The following is a 19920-nucleotide window of genomic DNA, read 5'->3' on the forward strand; positions in this document are numbered from 1 at the left end:
TTAATGGTTTCTGCTTTACATTTCGATGTTCTTGTCTATATTTGCAGTGTGCTGCTTATTGGACGATATGTTTTGCAAATAATCCGACTTAAAAAATATCAATTTCATAACAAATCTTTTGTTGCGATCGTTGATGATTGCGACTGCCCGCTCGACCCCTTTGTCAGCGCCTATCTATCTACTCTGGCAAGTCAATCATTTAATACGCAACTTAGAAAAGCCGTTGAGCTGACCTTTGTTCTCAAACAATTTGCTTCCAAATGTATAGATCTGCCAACGAGAATGGCGTCTGGGCAGTTTGTTAGTGAGAAGGAATACTTGCAATTCTATGATGCGAGTTGTCTTCAGAAGGATGCAATAGACAGTAATGTGGTATCGCTTCGACAAATCAGCGATAAAACATTGCGAAATATAATCTCAGCAAATCAAAAATGCATGGCGAAGGTATCCAATGAAACTCTACAGGGTCGGGTTCGGAGGTTTCGCGAGTACTGCACATGGCTATTTGAGCATTTTCATGATTTACATCGCGTTGATGAAGTCGTTTCCAATCGTTTTCATAGGCTAACTTCGAAAATAAAATTAGATGAAGAAGGGCTAGGCAGGAATCGATCGCAGAGAGTTGCAGACCCCATTGAGTCGGTTATTCCCGACGAAGTCTTCGCGCGACTTTTGGAAATGATATTGCCATCATCTCCCAATAATCCGTTTACGGGATCAAGAATTAGAAACTATTTACTTGTTTCCGTCCTGTATCAGACCGGAATAAGGCGAGGTGCTTTGGCAAAACTGAAAATCTCGGATTGCCATTTCTCAGGCTCATTTGACCAAATATCTATTTACCGATCCGGGGGCGATCCAACAGATCCAAGACTTGATAAGCCAAATCAAAAAACAAAAGCACATCTGGCGACGATTTCCTCTGTCCTAATGCGGCAGATCAAGCTCTATATTGACCAAGTTCGCGCCAATATTCCCCAACAACAACCTCATGATTTTATTTTCATTAGTGAAAAAGATTCGCGTGGAACGCTGGGTCAGCCAATTTCATTGAAGTCGATCAACACAATTTTTCAGAAGCTTTCTGATGCTCTTCAGTTTTACGTTCATCCACATTTGTTACGGCACAAATGGAATGAAATCTTCGACAAGCAGGGGGAAGCTCTGGCAATAGACCCCAAATTGCTTGAAGACATCCGTAAATACGCGATGGGTTGGTCAGAATCATCAGCTATGGCTCAGACCTATAACGACAAACGGTTGGCGAAAAAAGCTAAAGAGATATCTTTTGCCCATCAAAAAAAGGTGGATAGCCAATGATAGGTTTGAATAGTTTTTTAGCTGCAGGCTTGGCCCATAAACAGCCGTTATGGATGACTGCCAAGTCAGGGATGACGGTGAATGTGTTTGATCACGAATGGAGGATACTTCCGCATATGGGGAAGGGATGTACTATTTCGGTGGGATGGATACATGATTCCGTAATGCCAGTTGAAGATAAGAAATTGATTCTTGAAGTTTTAATTCAGTATGTACGAACAAAAAGTGCGAGTACAACTGTAGGTATCGTGCACAATACTAAGCCATTTTTAATGGATGGAACTCCAACACTGACCAGTCTCAGAACAGCATGGAGCGCGTTAAAAACAAACCAAAAAAAAGGGTTAAATCAATTTTTTGGGACTTTATCGAAGCTAGGCCACGTGAAATATGATGAATACCATAAATTTACAAGTAGCCATTTAGATAAAGAAAAGTCTAATTCTCTAGATCCATCTAAAGGGGCTCTCAGCGATATTGAGTTTGATTCTCTGGCTAAGGAGATCAACGCTAAGTTGCGAGCTTTTGATTGGTCAGTATCTCAGGAGATTTCGTTCTTTTTACGGAGCAGCTATGGATATGGAGAGTTGCGCAATAGCGTAAGTAACAAGCTAATGCTGTCCACTGCCAGGCGGCCAATTCAGCTTGCTATCCTGAAGTGGAGGGATCTGATCCCCGCCGGTGCGAGTTTTAACGATCCAAATATTAAAGAGTCAGATCAGATTGGTTCAACGGGAATTCAAACTCTTCAACTTCGCGTGTTCTACGCGAAAGAAACAGGTGGAAGCTCTCCTCGGGCATTTCCTGAGCGATACCCGCTTCATCTCTCAAATGATCTATCTACAGTCCTCATTAATTATAAAAAATTATATACGGCTGGCGTTACATTACATTTAAAGTCATGCGGGATAAATCTCGATCAGGTAGAACTTATTCGCGTAATGATGAATATGCCAATTTTATTGTCAAATGATCTGTTTAGTACGAAATTCGACTCATTAGAGATATTCAAGAGCATGTTCACCAATAGCTCAATGACATTTCATGTTGGCGAACAGGCCCCAACCAGGGCATTGAGGACAGTAAAGATAGTTTCTGATCGGCACCCTGGCTGTATTGCAACAAATAACAGAATTAGGCACACCATTTTAACAAGAGCGGCACAAGAGGGCTTGCCAGCAACACAACTGGCACAGATTACCGGCGTCACTGTACCTGCTGCAAGGCATTATATTGATATGGACTACCAATCAAGGCTGCTAATTGACCAGAACTATGTCGGGAATGAGTTTCTAAAGCAAGCTTTTAAAGGCGCTATTTCTTTAGTAGCCGCTGGCGAAGAGGTTGTTCTGGACCAGCAGTTTAATGATATTGGCGGAGTTAAATCTAAGGCGTCGTGCAGAAACTGTTCTGCGGAGCTGGGGCGTCCGTTGGCTTGCTATGGGTGCCCAAATTTTCGCCCGATTCTGGAGGCAGAGCACAGGGCTGTATTGCAGCTGGCCGAGGACAAATTGAGCATAAATAAGAGCGCGCTATTAAATCCGCTTCACACCCGAAGTATTGAAAAGTTACAAAGACAGATTAACTGGGTGAAACTCACCATCGATATTTGCGATGAAATACTATTAACAAAAAAGGGAATTAATGTTAAATAAATATCTTGATCGTCTTTATTTGTTAATTGCGGAATATCGCAAACAGACTCTTTCTCAATTTGAAGGCGCAGATGGCAAAAGGGCGGATTTTGACGATTTAATTTGGTTTTATATTGACCCAAATTCAGGTCGAAAAACACGATTTCTTTGTGGTCGTCATGGGGCAAAAGGTTCAGGTAATGCGGGCAATAAGCCTGAATTTGCCCTTCCATATCCATATAGTCATCTAGTCAAAGTGTGGATCATAGAGGTGATAAACGAGCCGATCTCAGTAGGTGAAAAACAGGCTCGTGTTTCTATTGCTAGAAAATTGCTGTCCGTTATGGAGGGCGAGCTCTACGCCCAAACAGACATGATTATCAGTGGTCAAAGCCTACCTGTTCTCTATGAAGATCGTTTACGGCCATTCATTACATTTTGTTTAGACAAAGGATTGGTGCGACAACCTGCGATTAAAGGCACCTTTATAAAGGACAGAAGGGACAGAACTGGAAATGCTGAGTTTGATAAGAATATTATGAAACTACCCCCAATTGAGTCCCTCATTGCATTGGGAAGCATTTTTACTAAGGTATTCAAGCATGTAAACGAAGATGGATCGGAGCATAAAGGTGAGCAGGTAAATATTACGGATGCCTGGATTGTTACCTTCGCATTGGCGGGTCTGGCATCCCCTAGTCGACTGTCTGCTGAAGTTCCTGTTCTACCAAAGCAGCGACTAAAAACCTATGCTGAGGGTGATGGAGAATCCGTTCATTACCTTGACTGGATAGGTAGTAAAGGTTTTCAGGATAATAAAACCCATGTGCTTGGGGCTTTGGCTGCTGAATTTGAAAAAGCAATTAATTTTTTCTTCATCAAATGCGAGCCTATAAGGATTTTGTCTAGATTTTATGAAAACCCACAACTAAGTCTGAATGCGCTGCTGGGTGATTTCAAGGTTGCCGAGGAGAGAAAAAAAGTCCATCTGAATTTCAATAAGCCTCCGAATCTTTTTACCTTAGGGTATGTACTTGGATTTTATGAAATAGAAGACTGTGTACCAATTCTTAAATCAGGTGTTGATCTTTCTAGTGTGCATTACGTTCAACGAGGTCAGTTTTTTGAAAATAAACCGATTAATGCCTTGACTTTAAGTGATCGGTTAAGCATGTCTTTGACACGAAAAAGTACTTTTTCCAGCCTACCTTTTTTATTTGGATACGAGAATCTTTCAAAGCGAATAGCAGATGATTTCTCAGGTGCGCTGACAGCTACTGTTGGTGAGATCCAAGATTGGTGGATCGAATTTTTTAAAAGAACGATCTTGCCTGAATTTCCAAATGCTTATACATCTAGCGAATCTAGTATTAGATTAGCAGACGCACTATTTTGTTTACGGGGGGATTGGGTTTATGCTAGGCACGGTGGGCGTGGATCTGGCGGCAAGGCGTTTCAAGCCTCTCTGTTTGCCTTAGTTCCCTTAAGTAGTTTGGGTTCGCTGGCAGGGGACAAACTAACGGGAACAAAATTAACCCTGTCAATTTTTGAAGATTATGGGTTTTCAAGAGAGCTTGCAATTCGTTCACACAGCCTGCGCCACTTTGGCAACACACTTGCAGATTTGAGTAATATTCCTCATGAAATCATAACTGCATGGTCGGGGAGGCGTAGCTCAGAACAAACGACAACGTACATCCATACCAGTCACGAAGAGCGGGCTGATCGAGTTCGCGTCATACTTAATAAGCCTGAAAATGATAGCCGGGAAATTCGAGTTGTTGCGCAAGAAGATCTAATTCAACGAATTAATATCCCTGCGAGCATTACATCCACAGGCATTTGCACACAGGACCTCAATGTGACGCCCTGTGATTATTTAAACGACCTTGTTTCTCAATGCTTTATGTGTCCTGAGGCTTGCTATATTGCGGGAGACGTTAAGGCGATTGAACTTTTTGAAAAGGATTGCTCGTACCAAAAGTTGAGGCTTGAGGCTGTCTCTATTGACCGTCGCTTGTCTGTATCGCAAGCGATGCAGCGTTGGTATGTTACCCATTCACGTAATACTTATATTTTGTCGCAATTACTTAATCTAATGAAAACCAGCCAAGAGGGAACTGTAATTCGCTTCTCAGCGAAAAAATATGAATTTTATTTGTCAAATCCGCAGACAAAGGCAATTAGTAATACACCATGTGTTTTGCCTGATTTTGATGGGCTCCTTCATGGGCTGATTGAGAATCGCTCCGAAGAGGAAGGATCAAATCCTAACCCTCAATTGCAGTCATTATTATCTTCCTTTGGTCTCTCTGAGGAGGGGACTTAAATGGCGGCACCGAAAATATCGGCACAGCAACAGCGAAAAATTGAGGTCATTTTAACGAAGTGGAATGGCAAACTTACATGGGATGCTTTGGTTGAGCGAATTAAACTTGAATTAGATCTTGAAACCACTCGGCAAACGTTGTGCACATATGCAGGCATCAATGTCTGCTTCAAAAAGAAAAAAGCGCAGTTTCGTGGTGTAACACTACCTTTGTATACATCGGTTACCGCTTCTGACATCAAATTGGTTGATCAGTTAGAGCATTTAAAGGCTGAAATTTCAATCTTGGAAAAAAATAATGCAGAACAGCTACGCCTGATTGAAAGAATATTCGCTAATGCAAAAGCTATTCCGAATTTAGATTTACGAGCTCTGATCAAGACTCGTCCGGAAGATATGAGCAAATAAAAAACTGAATAGCCCTTAGTTTTGTAGTCAGGTGACAGCTAAGGCCGATCTGTCGATATCGATCTTCGAAAAACGAAAGGCTGCAAACCATCTGGTTGCGGCCTTCATTATGTTTGGGTCAAGCAAGTGTTGTTCGGCCTAAGCGGACAAAAATCGTCGACAAAACAGGGGGCGATTCATACCGCAGACCCTTTGGTAATTGGCTTTGAGTCACACTGGGATGTAAATGTGGAATCGTTGGCAGTTTTTCTGGCGCTGCAAAGTATGCGTCCATCGCAGCCACATTGAATCGTAATCAAAGCGAGCAGGCCATGTTGGTCTGACCCAAACAAAACAGCCTCCGCGAAACCGGTGCGATTCACAGACCTCTGCGTGAGCCTCAAATATCAAGGTTCCTTCAGGCATACCTGAGACATTATTTCCATATTCCACTTCACCGTTTCGTAGCCATGCCTTGCAAGAAGATCAAAGTGAGATTCAGACATCAAACTAAGGTTTGTGTTATATGTAGAAGCGCTCTTAACTTCTTCCTGAGAGAGCCAATTTTGGGTTAACAGTCGATCGGCAATACTCTCACGACCTTTAGAAAACTGCCGAATGGACTGCACAGCATCAGCTCCTATCCCAACGAATGCGCCTAATGATGAGTTTTTTTGAAGGAAATTTACAAAAGCTCGCACACGCAGTGCACGGCTTTGATCCAATGCAATGTCTGCGATTCTCTTAAAACGGAAAGGGTTTAGAGGGTGTGGTATTACTGTTCGAGGAAGGGCAGCTCCGCCATCTGACACAACTAGATAGCGAACAGGTGATTTAAGTGAATCATCCGTTTTCAACTCCTGTCTGCCCACATCAAACAGCGGTTCCAACCCAAGATTGTCATACAATCCACCGTCATACAGGTGCAGGTTTTTGAATGGGACTTGATATATTTCAGCTTCTGCGGCTCCCCAATGTACGCGTTTTTTCCATTCGAAATTTTGACTTTTTAGTACCAAAGGGCCAATCCCGCCCGGAAAGGCCGCCGAAATCGCCATTGCCTTTGCTAAACTAAAACTACCGATATCCGCATATCCAAGTTCGTAGTCACCCATCGTTGCGGCCTTAAACCTGAAACGTCGCCCAGTCTCTCCGGTAGTACAATTGATAGACCAAACGGGTGAAGCCCCTAGACTACAAAGTGGAGCCTTTACATCCCATGCAGCCTCAATAGCTTGAGCGAGAACATTCGCGCGAGATAGCAAAAATCGCCAGTTTGTTGGAATAAAAAAAAGCTGAGTCAGTGCAGAACACTGTAAGGATTTCGATGTCAACACATGACGAAACTGTGGGAAAACGACGTTAAGGTACGCCGCCGAGCTAGGCCAACGATACTCGGCTAGCCGAAAAACCATGCCAACAAAAAGACTTCCTCCTGAAACAGATGACACATGAGTAACATCTTCTAACAGGCCATGCTCTGCAAGATAACGCATTACTCCAGCATGAAAAGCAGCTGCGCGGACCCCTCCGCCTGAAAGGGCCAGTCCAATATTTTTTTTCTCTACCGATGGAAACTCACTCATCTAGGCAGCCCCTTCGCCAAATGAAATCGTGACATCATTCTCACCGACAATAATCATCAATACAGGTACATCATCCATGGCCATAGTATTCGCAAGATAAGTGAGCAATTTAACATCCTCAGAACTTGGTCTTGCAGATGCAAACTTTGGATGGGAGTGCCATTCTCCGAGATAACCAACAATATTGGCCGTAAGTAATGCCGAGCGCTCAAGGGCATCCTTTAAACCATGAGCTCCTCTAACAAAGGTAGTTCCATTTTCCTCGCTATCAGTCGGAGCTGGCAGCACATCTACAACGTGAATTGCCTTTCGTTTTTGATCAAAATAACCAAGAACTACACCTCCAGTTTCATTAGGAAGCGAAATTTCACGGAACTCACGGAGCTTCTTAAGCAAACCGTCATCCCAAATAACACGCCATTTTCCAAATACATCTTCTCTCGACTTTTCTACCAGAACATTATCTACAGCTAATGCACCTGTTGCATCATCCATGCTCCACACACGAATTTGAGCCTCTGGCAGAGCAGTAAGAAAACGTACTTGCCTCGCTAGCATCGCACCGTGAAGCTGGATAACCTCCAGTGACAAAACCGCCGATAAATCACGGCAACCTGCCCCTACCCAATATGAGCCTTGATGGCCATCAAGATGCGATGGCCCCCAGTCGCGCTGAAGAATGGCGCGGTAATACTGCGCCTCAAGAGAACTTAAGCAGATGCTTTTATCTGAATTTTCAAGAAGTAGAACAGAGTCACGACCTGATGGTGTAAGAAACACTGAAACTGCACGTGGTCTATCAATCTGCTCAGACAAATCCCGAGGAGCCTCAAGTGTTGTGGTTGCATCAACAAGCAGTGACGCAGAAGAAAGAGCATTACAAACTTCAATATTCTCGAAGTCTGTAACCTTAGCTGAAATCGCTTTTGGCTTTGTACCAGTTGGCCAACTTAACTCCGCCATATTAACCGCCACATCAACCTTTGCCCATCCGATATGTAGGTCTTTCCCAATATGCCGAACAATATTGTGAGCATGCAAAATGTCATCATCGATATAGGACCAGTTTCCCCAACCCTCACGATGCCACAGCTCTGCCATAGTGCTGCCCAAAGCGCCAAGACCGGCAAGGACCCCTTTAAAATCAGTACCTTGATTGCCAATGCCAGATGCATGTCGTGCATCGGTTGCTGAAAAAGTGCATCTAACATCAACGGGTTCAATTGCTAATCCACGCCACGCGTCAATACTCTCAGTAGAAATACCCGCTAGAGCGGCTATGGCCGCTATTTGTGCTTCATTATTTAAATAAACGCGGCCATCTCTGCCATCAAAGTAAGCACCGCATGCAATCCCCAACTGGGCAAGATCTGCATCACGTACAATAAATCCAGAGACATCGATTCGTTCCGGTTCCGTATTCGCACTCCTTGCCATAGGAACCCTAAGCAGCAGCAAAGTATTTTTTGCGTGCGCGCTTTGACTAGGCAGTCCAGAAGTCGGTAAAACCTTTTTAGCGGCTTCAACTAAAGGGGAAAAAAGCTCAGAACCATAGCGAATCAACTGATCATGCAATGCACCCAACGTTACAGGATATCGCTCGATTTGAACGGAAACTATAGCCGGTAAAGTGACTAACAAAGTATCTAATCCAGTACTATCTCCTTGAACCGTGACGTCTTCTTTCGATTCAAATTCCCCACGCAATATTGTTCCATTACTTCTTGACCTAGCGACGGCCAATTGTAAAATTTCGCTATGCATTTCCGCGCGGGTAGCAAAATCAGCAGGTAAAACGATCTGAAATGGGGAGACGAAATGTAATCGTTCAAGCGGTTGGTCACTTCGATGCAAAGTTCCAAGAGCCGTTTCACGAAGCCACCAAAGAATTCGTTGCAAATGCGTTGCCGGTGTCCAAGTCCGCGCTACCGCACTCCATGGCTCAAAATACAAACAAAGCGATGATGGTGCGCCGTATGGGACACTATTTTGGTGTGGCGTAATAGGAAATTGTGCACGAAGTGCAAGTACTTCGTGATGAGTCAAGAGATCAGAACCATGCAACAACAATAATGGCTCACGATTTTTTATACCCACAGCATTGCGTGAGGGGACTGTGCCATCACAACATTCGACAACAATTCCATCAATTACATTGGTAGTGTCGCCAACCGCAGATTGGCGTTCAATTCGACGCAGCTCAACGACTTCGAAAGCGGGATGCCGAAAACACGCAGCTAGAAGTCGCCTGCTATCCTCGTACTCAAGTTTATTGGGATCAAGATCTGGAAGCACATCCCCCAAAGAGTAGTATTCGCCGCTCACTTAACCGGCTCTCGGTGCAGGCTTCGAAATAATAATGCTAGCCGCAGATACAGCTGATTGCGCCAAAGACAGACCATATGCATTGATCTTAAACTCCAACGGCTCTGGCTTCCTAGCGTTAGGCTCCTCCATCGTTACGAGAAATTTGGCACCCCCCGTTTTCTTCAAATAGCGCTGATAACATTTTTTTGCCTGAATATGCGGCGGCTGAGTTTGCTCACGCCCCTCCTTGGAATCAAGAATAGGCCAACTAGAACTCACGATATAAGCGCCATCTTTCCCTGCATTTAAAATTTCCTCAACCAAAGGCTTAGGTGTAGTCTCAAATTCACCCTTGTTATCGCTAAGTGCAAGGTAGCTGCAATGATGTGGAATATTATATAAGTCCCATGCAAGCCGATCCATGTTTCCATGATATTTGGTCGTTGTAACAATATCTTCAAGTACCGACCATTCAGAATCGCCAACAGCTAGATAATCATAGTTAACCCCGTTCTTGCGAAAGCGCACATTGAAAATGAGTGATGCGGCATTACGCAAGTCATCCCCTTCATCAACGTGTTTGATAAATGGGGAGTGACAGAAAAACTCAACCCCATCGTCCGTCAAGTTAAAGTCTGGCGCAAGTTGTCCTGCATCAGTAATCAGATGCCGCCTCGAGTCAAGCGTCAAACCATTATCGGCCAACCACTTTTTAAGCTCATCGGGCTTAGAAAAAACGCGAATTCCCTTACCCTCCTTCAAACGATAACGTGCCTCTTGCCGCCAAATAACAAACTCTGAAGACTGCTGATCATTCGTTCCAGTTTCAAGAATCATGGCCGCCGGAACCCACAATGTATCAATTTTAATGCGCCCGTCCCCTTGATACTTAGCCGCATGCTGCAACTCAAAAAACTCAGTACTATTTTCAATATGATCTGAATCGGCATGGGTGAAGGCTACCACGTCAAAATAATCGCGATCAGCATCCTTGAGCTCTCGCTTAAGGCGAGCCTTCAAATTAATTTCTGGCCCTTGGCCATCCTCGCTCTTCTGACGATGACGATAATCCATCAGGATGCGCTTACCATTTTCGAGAATGATTTGGCTGGTATCACCATTACCAACTGGGTAAAAAACTATTCGATGTGTCATTTTTTCTCTCAATTTGATTATGTAAAAGATGCCGCAATCACTCTCAGCCACAACAGTCTAGAAACTATACGCATATTTACTATGCTCGTATAGTTTTTATTCTTGTGCTACCATGATTTCTATGAAAGATACAGCCAAATCCCCGCTTACCGTCCCCTCTACAAAAGCAAACACACGCTGGGGACCGGATCGCCGACAAGCATTCATAGATTTCCGCCTCCAATGGGAAGGGCGCATCAACCGCAGCGACATCACAAGCTTCTTCGGAATTTCAGTACCGCAGGCGTCGCTTGATATCGCCAGCTATACAGAGCAGGCTCCACACAATCTCGCATACGACCGCAGCTCACGCGTCTACCAAGCAACAACGGACTTCCGCCCACTATATGAGGCGACGCACCCGCAGCAGTATTTAAATGAACTTTTAGCTGCGACCGGTGGAAGCTTTGAGCCTGAAGCAAGCTTCATTGGATGGCTGCCGCCAACAGGTTGTATCCCGCAACCGGGTCGCACAGTTACAGCAGACACCTTATCTGCCTTACTAAAAGCAATGAAAGAGGCAAAAGGACTAAAAGTTGTATATCAATCGATGTCAAAACCCGAACCAAGCTCTCGAACCATTTCACCGCATGCATTTGCGTATGATGGATTCCGATGGCATGTTCGTGCGTTCTGTCATAAACGCGAAGAATTCCTTGACTTCGTTCTGGGTAGAATTTTGGAGGTACAGGGATTTGAATCGGCACGTTGCACCGCAAATGAAGACCGAGAATGGTTTACCGAATTGACGCTAGTATTAGCGCCCCATCCAGAGTTATCAGCAGGTCAGCGACGTGTTATCGAGCTTGACTATGGAATGAATGATGGAGAGGTCGCACTACGCTGCCGCCAAGCACTACTCTTTTACACGCTCAAAAGGCTTGGTTTGGATAAGCTCCGCCTCGATCAACCTGAAGCTCAACAGATAGTACTCAAGAATGAAGCAGAGCTAGCCTCGTTTTTGGTTGGTACTAAAATTTCAATTGAACAAACATGTACATCCACAAGCGTTTAAGCTGCTTCGTATATTCAAATCAATGATAAAAACCTACCCGATTAAGCTAGGCAGATTTTCTCCTCCAGCAGTTGTAAAGCGTCTTTGTGAAATACACGCTTTTGTCACTCAGCTTTCTCCACAAAAGAAAGCACACATTCAACTCCATTTAGAGCCAAAGCATTCAGTGCAGGCACCGACATTATCTATTTTAAAGGTGCCCCACATTCTATTCACAGCCCAATTACATTATAAATTTATAATAGGGACTAGACAGGACATGCTGCTCATATCGGTTTAAACGCGAACCACCCTAAACCTTAACGGCAATATTGGAGCTTCCTCATGACCATTCAATCAATCAAGACTAGATTTCGCGCATATCAACTTGATTCAGCTGGATCTTCATTTTCGTACTTTAGTGGTGATGGATTTGAACTAATTGAAGGTCGCTACTGCGACGCGAATGAACAGAGCATCAGTCAAGAAATGAAGTCGTGCGGGGTTGATAAAATAAGTACTTTACACATTACCTCTTGGGATCAGGACCACTGTTCACCATCTCAAGTTCAACGAATCCTAGAGGATTTAAAACCAAGTAAAATTGAGTACCCAGGTTACGAGCCGCATACCGACAGTGGCAAAGAAAGCCTAAAAATCATTACCGCTTACAAGAAAAACAACTCAACACCACGCATAATTTCCGTGACACCAAAGTACATTCAAAGTTTAGAGTCCGCCTCCAGCTATGGCTATAAGAACGTCATTTATTGGCCAAAAGACATGGATGTTAAAAATGCAAACAACAACTCTACGGCGAAGCAATTTCGAAGCGGAAGCTTCAATGTGCTTAGTTTGGGCGACCTTGAGTCAGCACAAATTGCCTCTTACCTTAAAAGCACTCGCTCCATTAATTCAGAAGTAGATGTCATGATCATGGCACATCATGGTGCTGATAATGGGTTCACTAGCTCCTCTTTTCTAAAGAAAGTGAAACCTACACTAGCGATTGCTACTTCAAACTACGGAAATCAATACGATCACCCAAAACAAGAGATCCGGGAGCTTTTGCATAAAAACGAAGTGCGCCTATTTACAACAAAAACTGGAGACGTAATAGTCCAATCCATCGGTAACCACAAGGGTCAATTTGAAGTTATCAACCTCAAATCGGGAAGCACAGAGGTGTCTAGTCACTACACTGGCAATGCCAAGAAAGGGCAGTATCTAAAAAACAATGGGGATACCCTTCGAGATCGCCGAGCAACGCATAATACAGGGCCCAAGTGCTGAGAGCTCGTAGAAGGAAGCTCAGAAATTGGCGTATTACACCGAATTCAATAGCTTTAACCAATGTAACATGGGTAGAACAATGAACGAATGGATATTAGTTTTAACATTACATCTGATAAGCGCTCCTGGTGAGGTTCGCGACATTTCCCCTCAAATTGTCAGTGGCTTCACAAGCAAACAAAATTGTGAAAATGCTGCAGTCTCAATTTCTGAGCGGCTTATCGGCATTTCAGGAAAAGCACGTGAACGCCAAGGAATTCCAAGCAATACAAGCAAAAGCTCCCCAGCTATAAATTATGAATGTCTAAATATTAGAAAATAACATGCGCTCACATATATACAATCATGGCAATTATAAGAGCGCATCTATGAATCGCCCCACGATTTTTAGACGCTCCGATGTCTGCAAAGACCGAGGTGCTGACGTTCAGCATAGGGCTCTGTGCGGCGGCTTAATTTTCGTTACCTCCCACTCATGACAAAGCTTATTGAGTATCGGTAGTGGGTCGGGTGCGGTCCCGGCCTGTTCAAGCGCCAAAAGCTGGTCATCAGTTAGCAGAAACGTCGAAATCGGGTGGTAAGCGCCAAGCAGCCTTGGGGCTACCTGGCACTCCCTGCTTCAAGAGGCGCGTTGCTGTTTCATTAGCTTAGTCAACTGTACAAAAAGACAAGCCTGAGCATCACGACCAACCTGTCCTTTGGGGAATGGGTAACGGTCTTGGGGGATGCCAAGATGGCGATGCTAATGCTGGACCGGAGTACGCATCACTGTGACATACTGGAAACGGGCAATGATTCGTTCAGGTTAAAACAGCGCAAGAATGAGCAAAATCCGGACTAAATAACTGGAAAAATTTGAAATCAGGCAGGTGGAAAATATTGCACGCTGATTGACACCCCAGGTTTCTCCGGCGAAATACCGGAAGGTTACATAACCGGGGTGGCAACTATTGGATGCTGTTTACCCCGGAAACCTAGAAAGTTTTGCACGCTGATTAACATGGCATTTCTCTCCCCAAAACTTGCTCAGTTCGACCCCAAACACAATGCACCGAGGAATGAGCCCCCACCCTTGAGCAATGGGTCATTAATTCGGCGATAGTGCTTGGCTAACCCGACATTCAACCCGGACTCCGCAAAAGCGCGGAGCTGGTTAATTTTACGTTAGTGTCTGCAATGCAATGGCAAGCCTACATTGAAAAGCCGAGCATGAATTTCTGCTTTGGCCGAGGTGCAGACGCTCAGCATTGGATACTGAGTGGCCGCATAACTTTCGTTACCTGCCACTCATGACAAAGCTAGCTGATTGTCGGTAGTGGGCCGGTTGCTGCCCCTCAAGTACTGGATAAATTCAAATTTGAGGTTAACTTAGCATCATAATTTGCAATGATTAATCAGTCTCAAACTGCTTTTGCAACAGGAAGGTCTGTCCAGCGTGTAGTCCAATATGGCGATAAGGTTTTTTGCCGCATTTTCCAGCCCTGATTAAATCCTGCACTAGCCACTCGAATTGAGCCGCGCCCCCATTGTCGATTAATGTCATCCATTACTTTGTTGAGTGCGGCGCGTTTGATGGGGTCGGCGGTCTGTAGGAATAAATGACCTTGCAGCGCAGTGCGGGGTTGCAAGTCACAGAGCATCACGCCCGCTTTAGCGTAGGTAAAGCCCGTTCGGTAGATACGTTTAAGTACCCACAACGCGGCGCGAGTCAGTAGTAAGGTATCGTCGCTGGCTTGCGTGAGTGGAATCAGAATGTGCTGACTGTATTGCGGGTCTTTGGGGCGAAAGGGATTAGTGCGAATAAACACCGCCAAGCTGCTCGCCACTGAACCTTGCTTACGCAGTTTTTCAGCGGCACGTGCGATGTAGGTGCTGATGGCTTCACCCAGCTCTTGTTCGGTGTAGATGCCTTGGCCAAAGCTGCGAGAACACAGGATTTGCTGTTTATCCGGCGCAGATTCTTCGAGTTCAATACTCGGGGTGCCACGTAACTCATGCACTGTGCGTTGCACGACGATGCTATAGCGTTTTCGAATTTGCTCAGCGTTCGCTGCTCGCAAATCAGCAATGGTATGTATGCCTTCCTGCGCCAACCTTTCTGATATTTTGCGACCAATACCCCAGACTTCGCTTGCATCCATGGATTGCATTTGCTCAGTTTGTTGGCTTTCACTGAGTTTCTGCCATTCGCACACACCATCAAATGGAGCTTGTTTCTTGGCGATGTGATTGGCAAGTTTAGCGAGGGTTTTGGTCGGCGCAATCCCGACGCAAACGGGTAAGCCAGTCCATTGCAACACGGTTTGGCGGATGTCTTGCGCCAGTTCGGTATGGTCTTGTAATAGACCGTCAAAACTCAGAAAACACTCGTCAATGCTGTAAATCTCTTGGTTTGGGCTAAAGCGGCATAGTATCGTCATCACCCGATGGCTCATATCGGCATACAGCGCGTAATTGCTACTGCGCGCGATGATGCCTTCTTGCTGTGCGAAATCACGCAATTGATGCCAGGGCGCTCCCATCTTAATGCCCAATGCTTTTACTTCGGCACTTCGCGCCACCACACAACCATCATTATTTGATAACACCACCACAGGTTTGCCAACCAACTTAGGTTCAAACACCCGTTGGCACGACACGTAGAAATTGTTCACATCGACCAAGGTAATCATCGCGGCTTCACTATCCATGCCGTAACCACGCCCCAAATTGACAACTCTTGTTCATCACCAATCACAATGGGTGGATAGGCCGGATTCTCTGCAATCAACGCTAAGCGCTTGTTCCTGCAATACAGCCGCTTTACAGTAAAGTCATTATCAATCACCGCCACGACAATATCGCCATGCTTGGCGCTCAAGGCACGATCCACAATCAGCGTTGCGCCATCAGGAATCGAGTGCTCTGCTATTGGGCTGACCATGCTATCGCCTGAAACAGTGAAATAAAAAGTGGCTTCGGCATGCTGAACATAGCGCAAGTTTAAATCTACACGTTCTTCCGCCCAGTCTTCGGCAGGGGATGGAAAGCCTGCTGAAACAGACACGCCCATAAGGGGGATCAGCATTAATGGCGGCTCAAGCATAGCCGGAATCGGAGGGTGCAAATGTAGTGACATCGGATTATCCTGAAACCATCTGAATCAGAATATTATAGAACGAACGTTCTCTTTTATGTGCGTAAACTACATTCCAATTCCTAAACGGCTGGTACTTAGCCATTTTGCAGCAGCCGAGCCACAAGCCGACTGGCCTGAAGAAGTCTGGCAAGACTACGCTGCGCCGATGCTTGTGCACGGGCGGCAAGGGCGACAAGCTGTGGTGGCGAACTATGGCTTCTTGCCCAAAGTAAAACTTCCCCAAGGTGCACGCTACAGCACGATGAACGCCCGTGCTGAAACCATCGGCCAACTTAAGAGCTATCGAAATGCATGGCAACGCAGCCAACTATGTCTTGTGCCTATGTTGGGATTTTTTGAGCCATGTTATGAATCAGGCAAGGCGGTGAGACATCAAATCTGCCTACTGGATGATGAACCGTTTGCGGTGGCTGGATTATGGCGCGCATGGGAAGAAGGCAACGGGCGGCGCAGCTATTCGTTCACTCAAATCACCATCAACGCCGATGAACATCCGCTGATGAAACGAATGCACAAACCCGATGATGAAAAACGAAATCTGGTCATTATTCCTGAGGCCGATTACGACGCATGGCTAGGTTGCAAAAGCATTGAACTTGCACGGACTTTTTTGAAAAACTATCCCGCACAATTAATGTGTGCAGCGGAACAACCTGTGCCGAAAAAGCCATCGAAAAACTCGACACAGCAAATATCTCTGTTTTGAGAAAATATGCAACTTAGGTGTAGTTTTACAATATTAATTAAAATGCGCACGCTGGTCAGAACATACCTTAGAGTGGCATTTTTATTTGGAGTAAGGGCAATGGTAACGGCTAAAAGGTGGTGCACTACAATTCAAGAAGCTGACGATGGTAGCGGCGATGGCATCTTACTCTTTCCAGATGGCTTATTAGAAGAAATGGGTTGGGTCGAGGGAGATGTTCTCGATTGCCAAGTTCAAGGCGATGGTTCAGTGCAATTGCAAAAAACAGTTCCACTCTGCTCAGATGAATGAAAGCACCCTTATTTGGCAACCTGCCTCAACTGGGCAAAGTGTTAGTTTTTAAAACAACGGCTCTAAGAGCCATGCCGTTTAGAAACCTCATATTTTTTTCTGTGCCTTGCTCTATTGCATTGAAAAGAAACTCTCCACAGTGGAGAGCTTCTTTTCAATGTAAGCCCAATAACCCCTACATAGTTACATTTTACTTACACCCAAGACTACTATCCAATTGGGTGGATATATGACGGAGGTGAATGCCATGTTACAACAAGTTTCAAAATCTAAATTCAAGGCTCAGGCTTTAGAGTTTTTTCGGCTAATAGAGTCAAGCGGCGAGTCTGTGGTTATTACAGATCACGGAGTGCCAAAATTTGAGGTGCGCCCATACCTCTTACAAACTAAAAAACCTTTGGATGTGCTGTATGGCTCTGTTTTACATTTTGATTACCCTACAAATCCTGTCGCAGAAAATGACTGGGAGATAGCCTAGTGATCAATTTATTTACCGGAGCGGATAGTATTACTCTATTTTTATTTTTTATAGTTTGTTCCACAGCTTGCCGTGACTGGGTAATACCCCCATTTTTAAGCTCACTTAAAAGTAGAGGCTAGGCATGTAATGCCAGTTTTTGTTTTGGGGTGATGCCGCCCAACCTCATGTGTGGGCGCTAGTTATCGTATGTCCAAAGCCATTGCGTTTCGGTTTCTTGTACTTCAGCAAGGCTTTCAAAATAACATGCTGCTTTCATGTAAAACTCCTCAAATACTGCGATAAAATTCTACTTAAAAATGAGCGGGTTTTGTGGGGGGATTACCCTATGAACCCCTCCGACTTCCATCACGATACGCACTGATTTCGTTTCCTTATACCTTGCGCTTGGCAGTCTCCCTGCCACCGTGATGGATCTCCAGCACTGGGTAATTTAACTTCCAAAACATACCGCCCCTGTTACCCCGACAGCTCGCTGATGTGGCTTCCATTACCAACACACAGCACAACGGCCTTCCCTATACAGAGACAAAGTCGGCAACTGCAATGTTAACGAGGCTACTTCTAGGTCCACTTTCGTTACAGTCTGCCTCTTTGTCGTAAAGAACTCACGACCCTTGATTACTCAAACGCCGCTCTTTCGTACTACCGAGGCACATGAACAATTCCTCGGGCGGGACTTTAACCCGCTAGCTAAATTACTGTTACTGCGAACCTCTGACCCCAGTTATTATTGGTGCAGGCTCGGTGGATTGATGGGCTAGCGCACAAGCGTATCTACATGGTTAAGATGCATAATTCTGTTTAGCATATGGAGATACTCTTTATGGGAGCCAATGGCTTGCCCGATCACACAGGGCGGTAAGCTACCTTTGGTCTTTTCGATTGTACCTTCGTGTACTACACGCGGTCTCGCATAGCCACTAAAGTACCCGTTTGCTTGCAGGTCATGAAGTGCATCTAGCATGTCTGCATTCATTTTTATTCCGTAGCGATCAACCAGACGGTCAACTCGGTTTAGGCCTGAAGATATATTGGCACGAAAAATGTCGTTCCATGTTCCGCTGTCAGGAAATGTGTCGAACGTTTTTGGCCGAAGGGCAAGGCAAGTGTGTTGTGCCGCGTCAAGGGCGCTTTCATCCAGCATCATTTCGATGGTTATTTCTTTTTCGGGAACGTAGCCAATACCTTTGTACTCGCCATAGAGCGACTTAAATGGCTCCAATAGGCTGATAAGGCTTCTATCGATTTCTGTTGAGACGATCTTATCAATCTTCTTCTTATCCAGCTCTTCCGTTTGTTTTTGTTCGCGTTGTTGGTAAGTCGACACCCCTGAATAAATTAGCGAAAAGACAACTAGAGCAAGGGTAAAGCGACCGGGGGTAGTTAATTTTCGGGCTCCAGTCTGAGTTTTATCCCAAGTGGTGCCGACGATTGCCACAATTGCGGCTGCAAAAGCAAGAATGACCTGAATGTATTCCATTGGATCTCAAGTAAGAGGGCGATAACGTTGAAATTGAGCTTAATAACTGGGGTCAGAAAAAAATTAAGTCCTACTATGCTTAATACTCTCAAAGCCAAAGAAAGCGAATTTAACTTTACTCTGAACCTAGTTATTCTGCGAACCCCTGACCCCAGTTATTTTTCGTTATTTTGTATTTTGTGTACTTTAAATGTTTTCTAACTTTTCCATTTAAATTCAGACAAAGGAACGCTCTTGTAACCACGAATTTTGCTGGATAAGATTAAATCCATTAGTTTTTTTGATATTATTGGTTCAAATAAATTTACATCTTTCAAGAAAAACAAGTCCAAATGTAGTTCGGAAGTATTTCTCAAAGTTAATCTACTACAAGAGTCAACTCTCGCCCCTTCTTCATCTAATTCATAAATTGAATTTTCATAATCAAACAAATCCAGCCAATCAAAGAACTCTGTAAAATAATAAGTACCATAAATTTTATCGCCATTCTTAGAGTAAATTTCTGTAGGAATAGGGTTAATTTTGAGGCAGAGGTCAGGAGCAGAAAAAATGGCCAAAGCCTTTTCTGACATCACGAACCCAGAATTTACTGTGAATAAATCCAAGCTTACTTTTTTTGCATTTTTTGAAAGCGTTATTTTGCAAAAATTACCATCGGGAACAAATTTCGTTTGCCATAGATTTGAATAACAACCTAGATCAATGGGCGAAAATGAAGCATCACCATATAAAAATGGCGATGCTTCATCATGAGTTAAAACGTAAAAATCCATAATGGT

Annotated in this window: 17 protein-coding genes and 1 pseudogene; 11 read left to right on the forward strand and 7 right to left on the reverse strand. The window is 44.5% G+C overall.

The features are described 5' to 3' along the window. The first annotated feature begins 3 nt into the window (after positions 1-3). The 4 genes from DYD62_RS18525 to DYD62_RS18540 are packed head-to-tail and all read left to right on the forward strand — an operon-like array spanning position 4 to position 5691. The gene (locus DYD62_RS18525) at positions 4-1320 is read left to right on the forward strand and encodes a tyrosine-type recombinase/integrase (protein WP_207916811.1); all 1317 of its coding nucleotides are present in this window, start codon (positions 4-6) and stop codon (positions 1318-1320) included. Beyond that, the gene (locus DYD62_RS18530) at positions 1317-2975 is read left to right on the forward strand and encodes a hypothetical protein (RefSeq protein ID WP_115228859.1); all 1659 of its coding nucleotides are present in this window, start codon (positions 1317-1319) and stop codon (positions 2973-2975) included. Before DYD62_RS18525 ends, DYD62_RS18530 begins: the two co-directional genes overlap by 4 nt. Beyond that, a complete protein-coding gene (locus DYD62_RS18535) occupies positions 2965-5283 on the forward strand; it encodes a hypothetical protein (protein ID WP_115228860.1) in 2319 nt (772 codons plus the stop codon). Before DYD62_RS18530 ends, DYD62_RS18535 begins: the two co-directional genes overlap by 11 nt. Beyond that, entirely contained in the window at positions 5284-5691 is a 408-nt protein-coding gene (locus DYD62_RS18540; RefSeq protein ID WP_115228861.1) for a hypothetical protein, read from the forward strand. Positions 5692-6077: 386 nt separating this feature from the next. On the opposite strand, the gene DYD62_RS18545 is transcribed toward DYD62_RS18540, so the two are convergent. The 3 genes from DYD62_RS18545 to mblB are packed head-to-tail and all read right to left on the reverse strand — an operon-like array spanning position 6078 to position 10718. After that, positions 6078-7256 carry a patatin-like phospholipase family protein gene (locus DYD62_RS18545; protein WP_115228862.1) on the reverse strand — a complete coding sequence of 393 codons (1179 nt, stop codon included), beginning with the start codon at positions 7254-7256 and terminating at the stop codon, positions 6078-6080. Further along, positions 7257-9581, reverse strand: a complete 2325-nt coding sequence (cap2-3, locus tag DYD62_RS18550) for an anti-phage 6A-MBL system cap2_3 protein (RefSeq protein ID WP_115228863.1) — start codon at positions 9579-9581, stop codon at positions 7257-7259. After that, positions 9582-10718, reverse strand: a complete 1137-nt coding sequence (gene mblB / locus DYD62_RS18555; RefSeq protein WP_115228864.1) for an anti-phage 6A-MBL system MBL-fold protein — start codon at positions 10716-10718, stop codon at positions 9582-9584. Between the two features lie 121 nt (positions 10719-10839). Here mblB and DYD62_RS18560 point away from each other — a divergent pair, with 121 nt between their 5' ends. The 4 genes and pseudogenes from DYD62_RS18560 to DYD62_RS18570 all read left to right on the forward strand — a co-directional run. Continuing rightward, on the forward strand, positions 10840-11772 hold the full coding sequence (locus DYD62_RS18560; protein WP_115228865.1) for a BrxR family transcriptional regulator: 933 nt from the start codon (positions 10840-10842) through the stop codon (positions 11770-11772). Between the two features lie 324 nt (positions 11773-12096). Next, positions 12097-13044, forward strand: coding sequence for a ComEC/Rec2 family competence protein (locus DYD62_RS18565; RefSeq protein WP_115228866.1), 948 nt, complete (start codon positions 12097-12099; stop codon positions 13042-13044). Positions 13045-13123: 79 nt separating this feature from the next. Continuing rightward, on the forward strand, positions 13124-13366 hold the full coding sequence (locus tag DYD62_RS23485) for a hypothetical protein (RefSeq protein WP_132038757.1): 243 nt from the start codon (positions 13124-13126) through the stop codon (positions 13364-13366). Positions 13367-13642: 276 nt separating this feature from the next. Beyond that, positions 13643-13885 (forward strand): annotated as a pseudogene (locus tag DYD62_RS18570) (ATP-binding protein); the annotation flags it as partial. Positions 13886-14444: 559 nt separating this feature from the next. Here the strand turns inward: DYD62_RS18570 and DYD62_RS18575 are convergent. Continuing rightward, the gene (locus tag DYD62_RS18575) at positions 14445-15734 is read right to left on the reverse strand and encodes a Y-family DNA polymerase (protein WP_207916813.1); all 1290 of its coding nucleotides are present in this window, start codon (positions 15732-15734) and stop codon (positions 14445-14447) included. Then, positions 15713-16162, reverse strand: a complete 450-nt coding sequence (locus DYD62_RS18580) for a LexA family protein (RefSeq protein ID WP_233702970.1) — start codon at positions 16160-16162, stop codon at positions 15713-15715. Before DYD62_RS18580 ends, DYD62_RS18575 begins: the two co-directional genes overlap by 22 nt. A 55-nt stretch (positions 16163-16217) precedes the next feature. Between DYD62_RS18580 and DYD62_RS18585 the strand changes: the two genes are divergently transcribed. The 3 genes from DYD62_RS18585 to DYD62_RS18595 all read left to right on the forward strand — a co-directional run bounded on the left by DYD62_RS18585 (position 16218) and on the right by DYD62_RS18595 (position 17658). Next, positions 16218-16889 (forward strand): SOS response-associated peptidase, encoded by a 672-nt coding sequence (locus DYD62_RS18585; RefSeq protein WP_115228867.1) that lies wholly within the window; start codon positions 16218-16220, stop codon positions 16887-16889. Between the two features lie 99 nt (positions 16890-16988). Then, complete coding sequence (locus DYD62_RS23730; protein ID WP_115228868.1) at positions 16989-17180, forward strand: hypothetical protein; 192 nt, start codon at positions 16989-16991, stop codon at positions 17178-17180. Between the two features lie 247 nt (positions 17181-17427). Continuing rightward, on the forward strand, positions 17428-17658 hold the full coding sequence (locus DYD62_RS18595) for a type II toxin-antitoxin system Phd/YefM family antitoxin (protein WP_115228869.1): 231 nt from the start codon (positions 17428-17430) through the stop codon (positions 17656-17658). Positions 17659-18418: 760 nt separating this feature from the next. Here DYD62_RS18595 and DYD62_RS18600 read toward each other — a convergent pair. Continuing rightward, on the reverse strand, positions 18419-19141 hold the full coding sequence (locus DYD62_RS18600) for a hypothetical protein (protein ID WP_115228870.1): 723 nt from the start codon (positions 19139-19141) through the stop codon (positions 18419-18421). 197 nt (positions 19142-19338) lie between these two features. After that, positions 19339-19914, reverse strand: a complete 576-nt coding sequence (locus DYD62_RS18605) for an Imm43 family immunity protein (protein ID WP_115228871.1) — start codon at positions 19912-19914, stop codon at positions 19339-19341. Between the last annotated feature and the right edge of the window lie 6 nt (positions 19915-19920).

The organism is Iodobacter fluviatilis (genome assembly GCF_900451195.1).
Taxonomy (GTDB): Bacteria; Pseudomonadota; Gammaproteobacteria; order Burkholderiales; family Chitinibacteraceae; genus Iodobacter; species Iodobacter fluviatilis.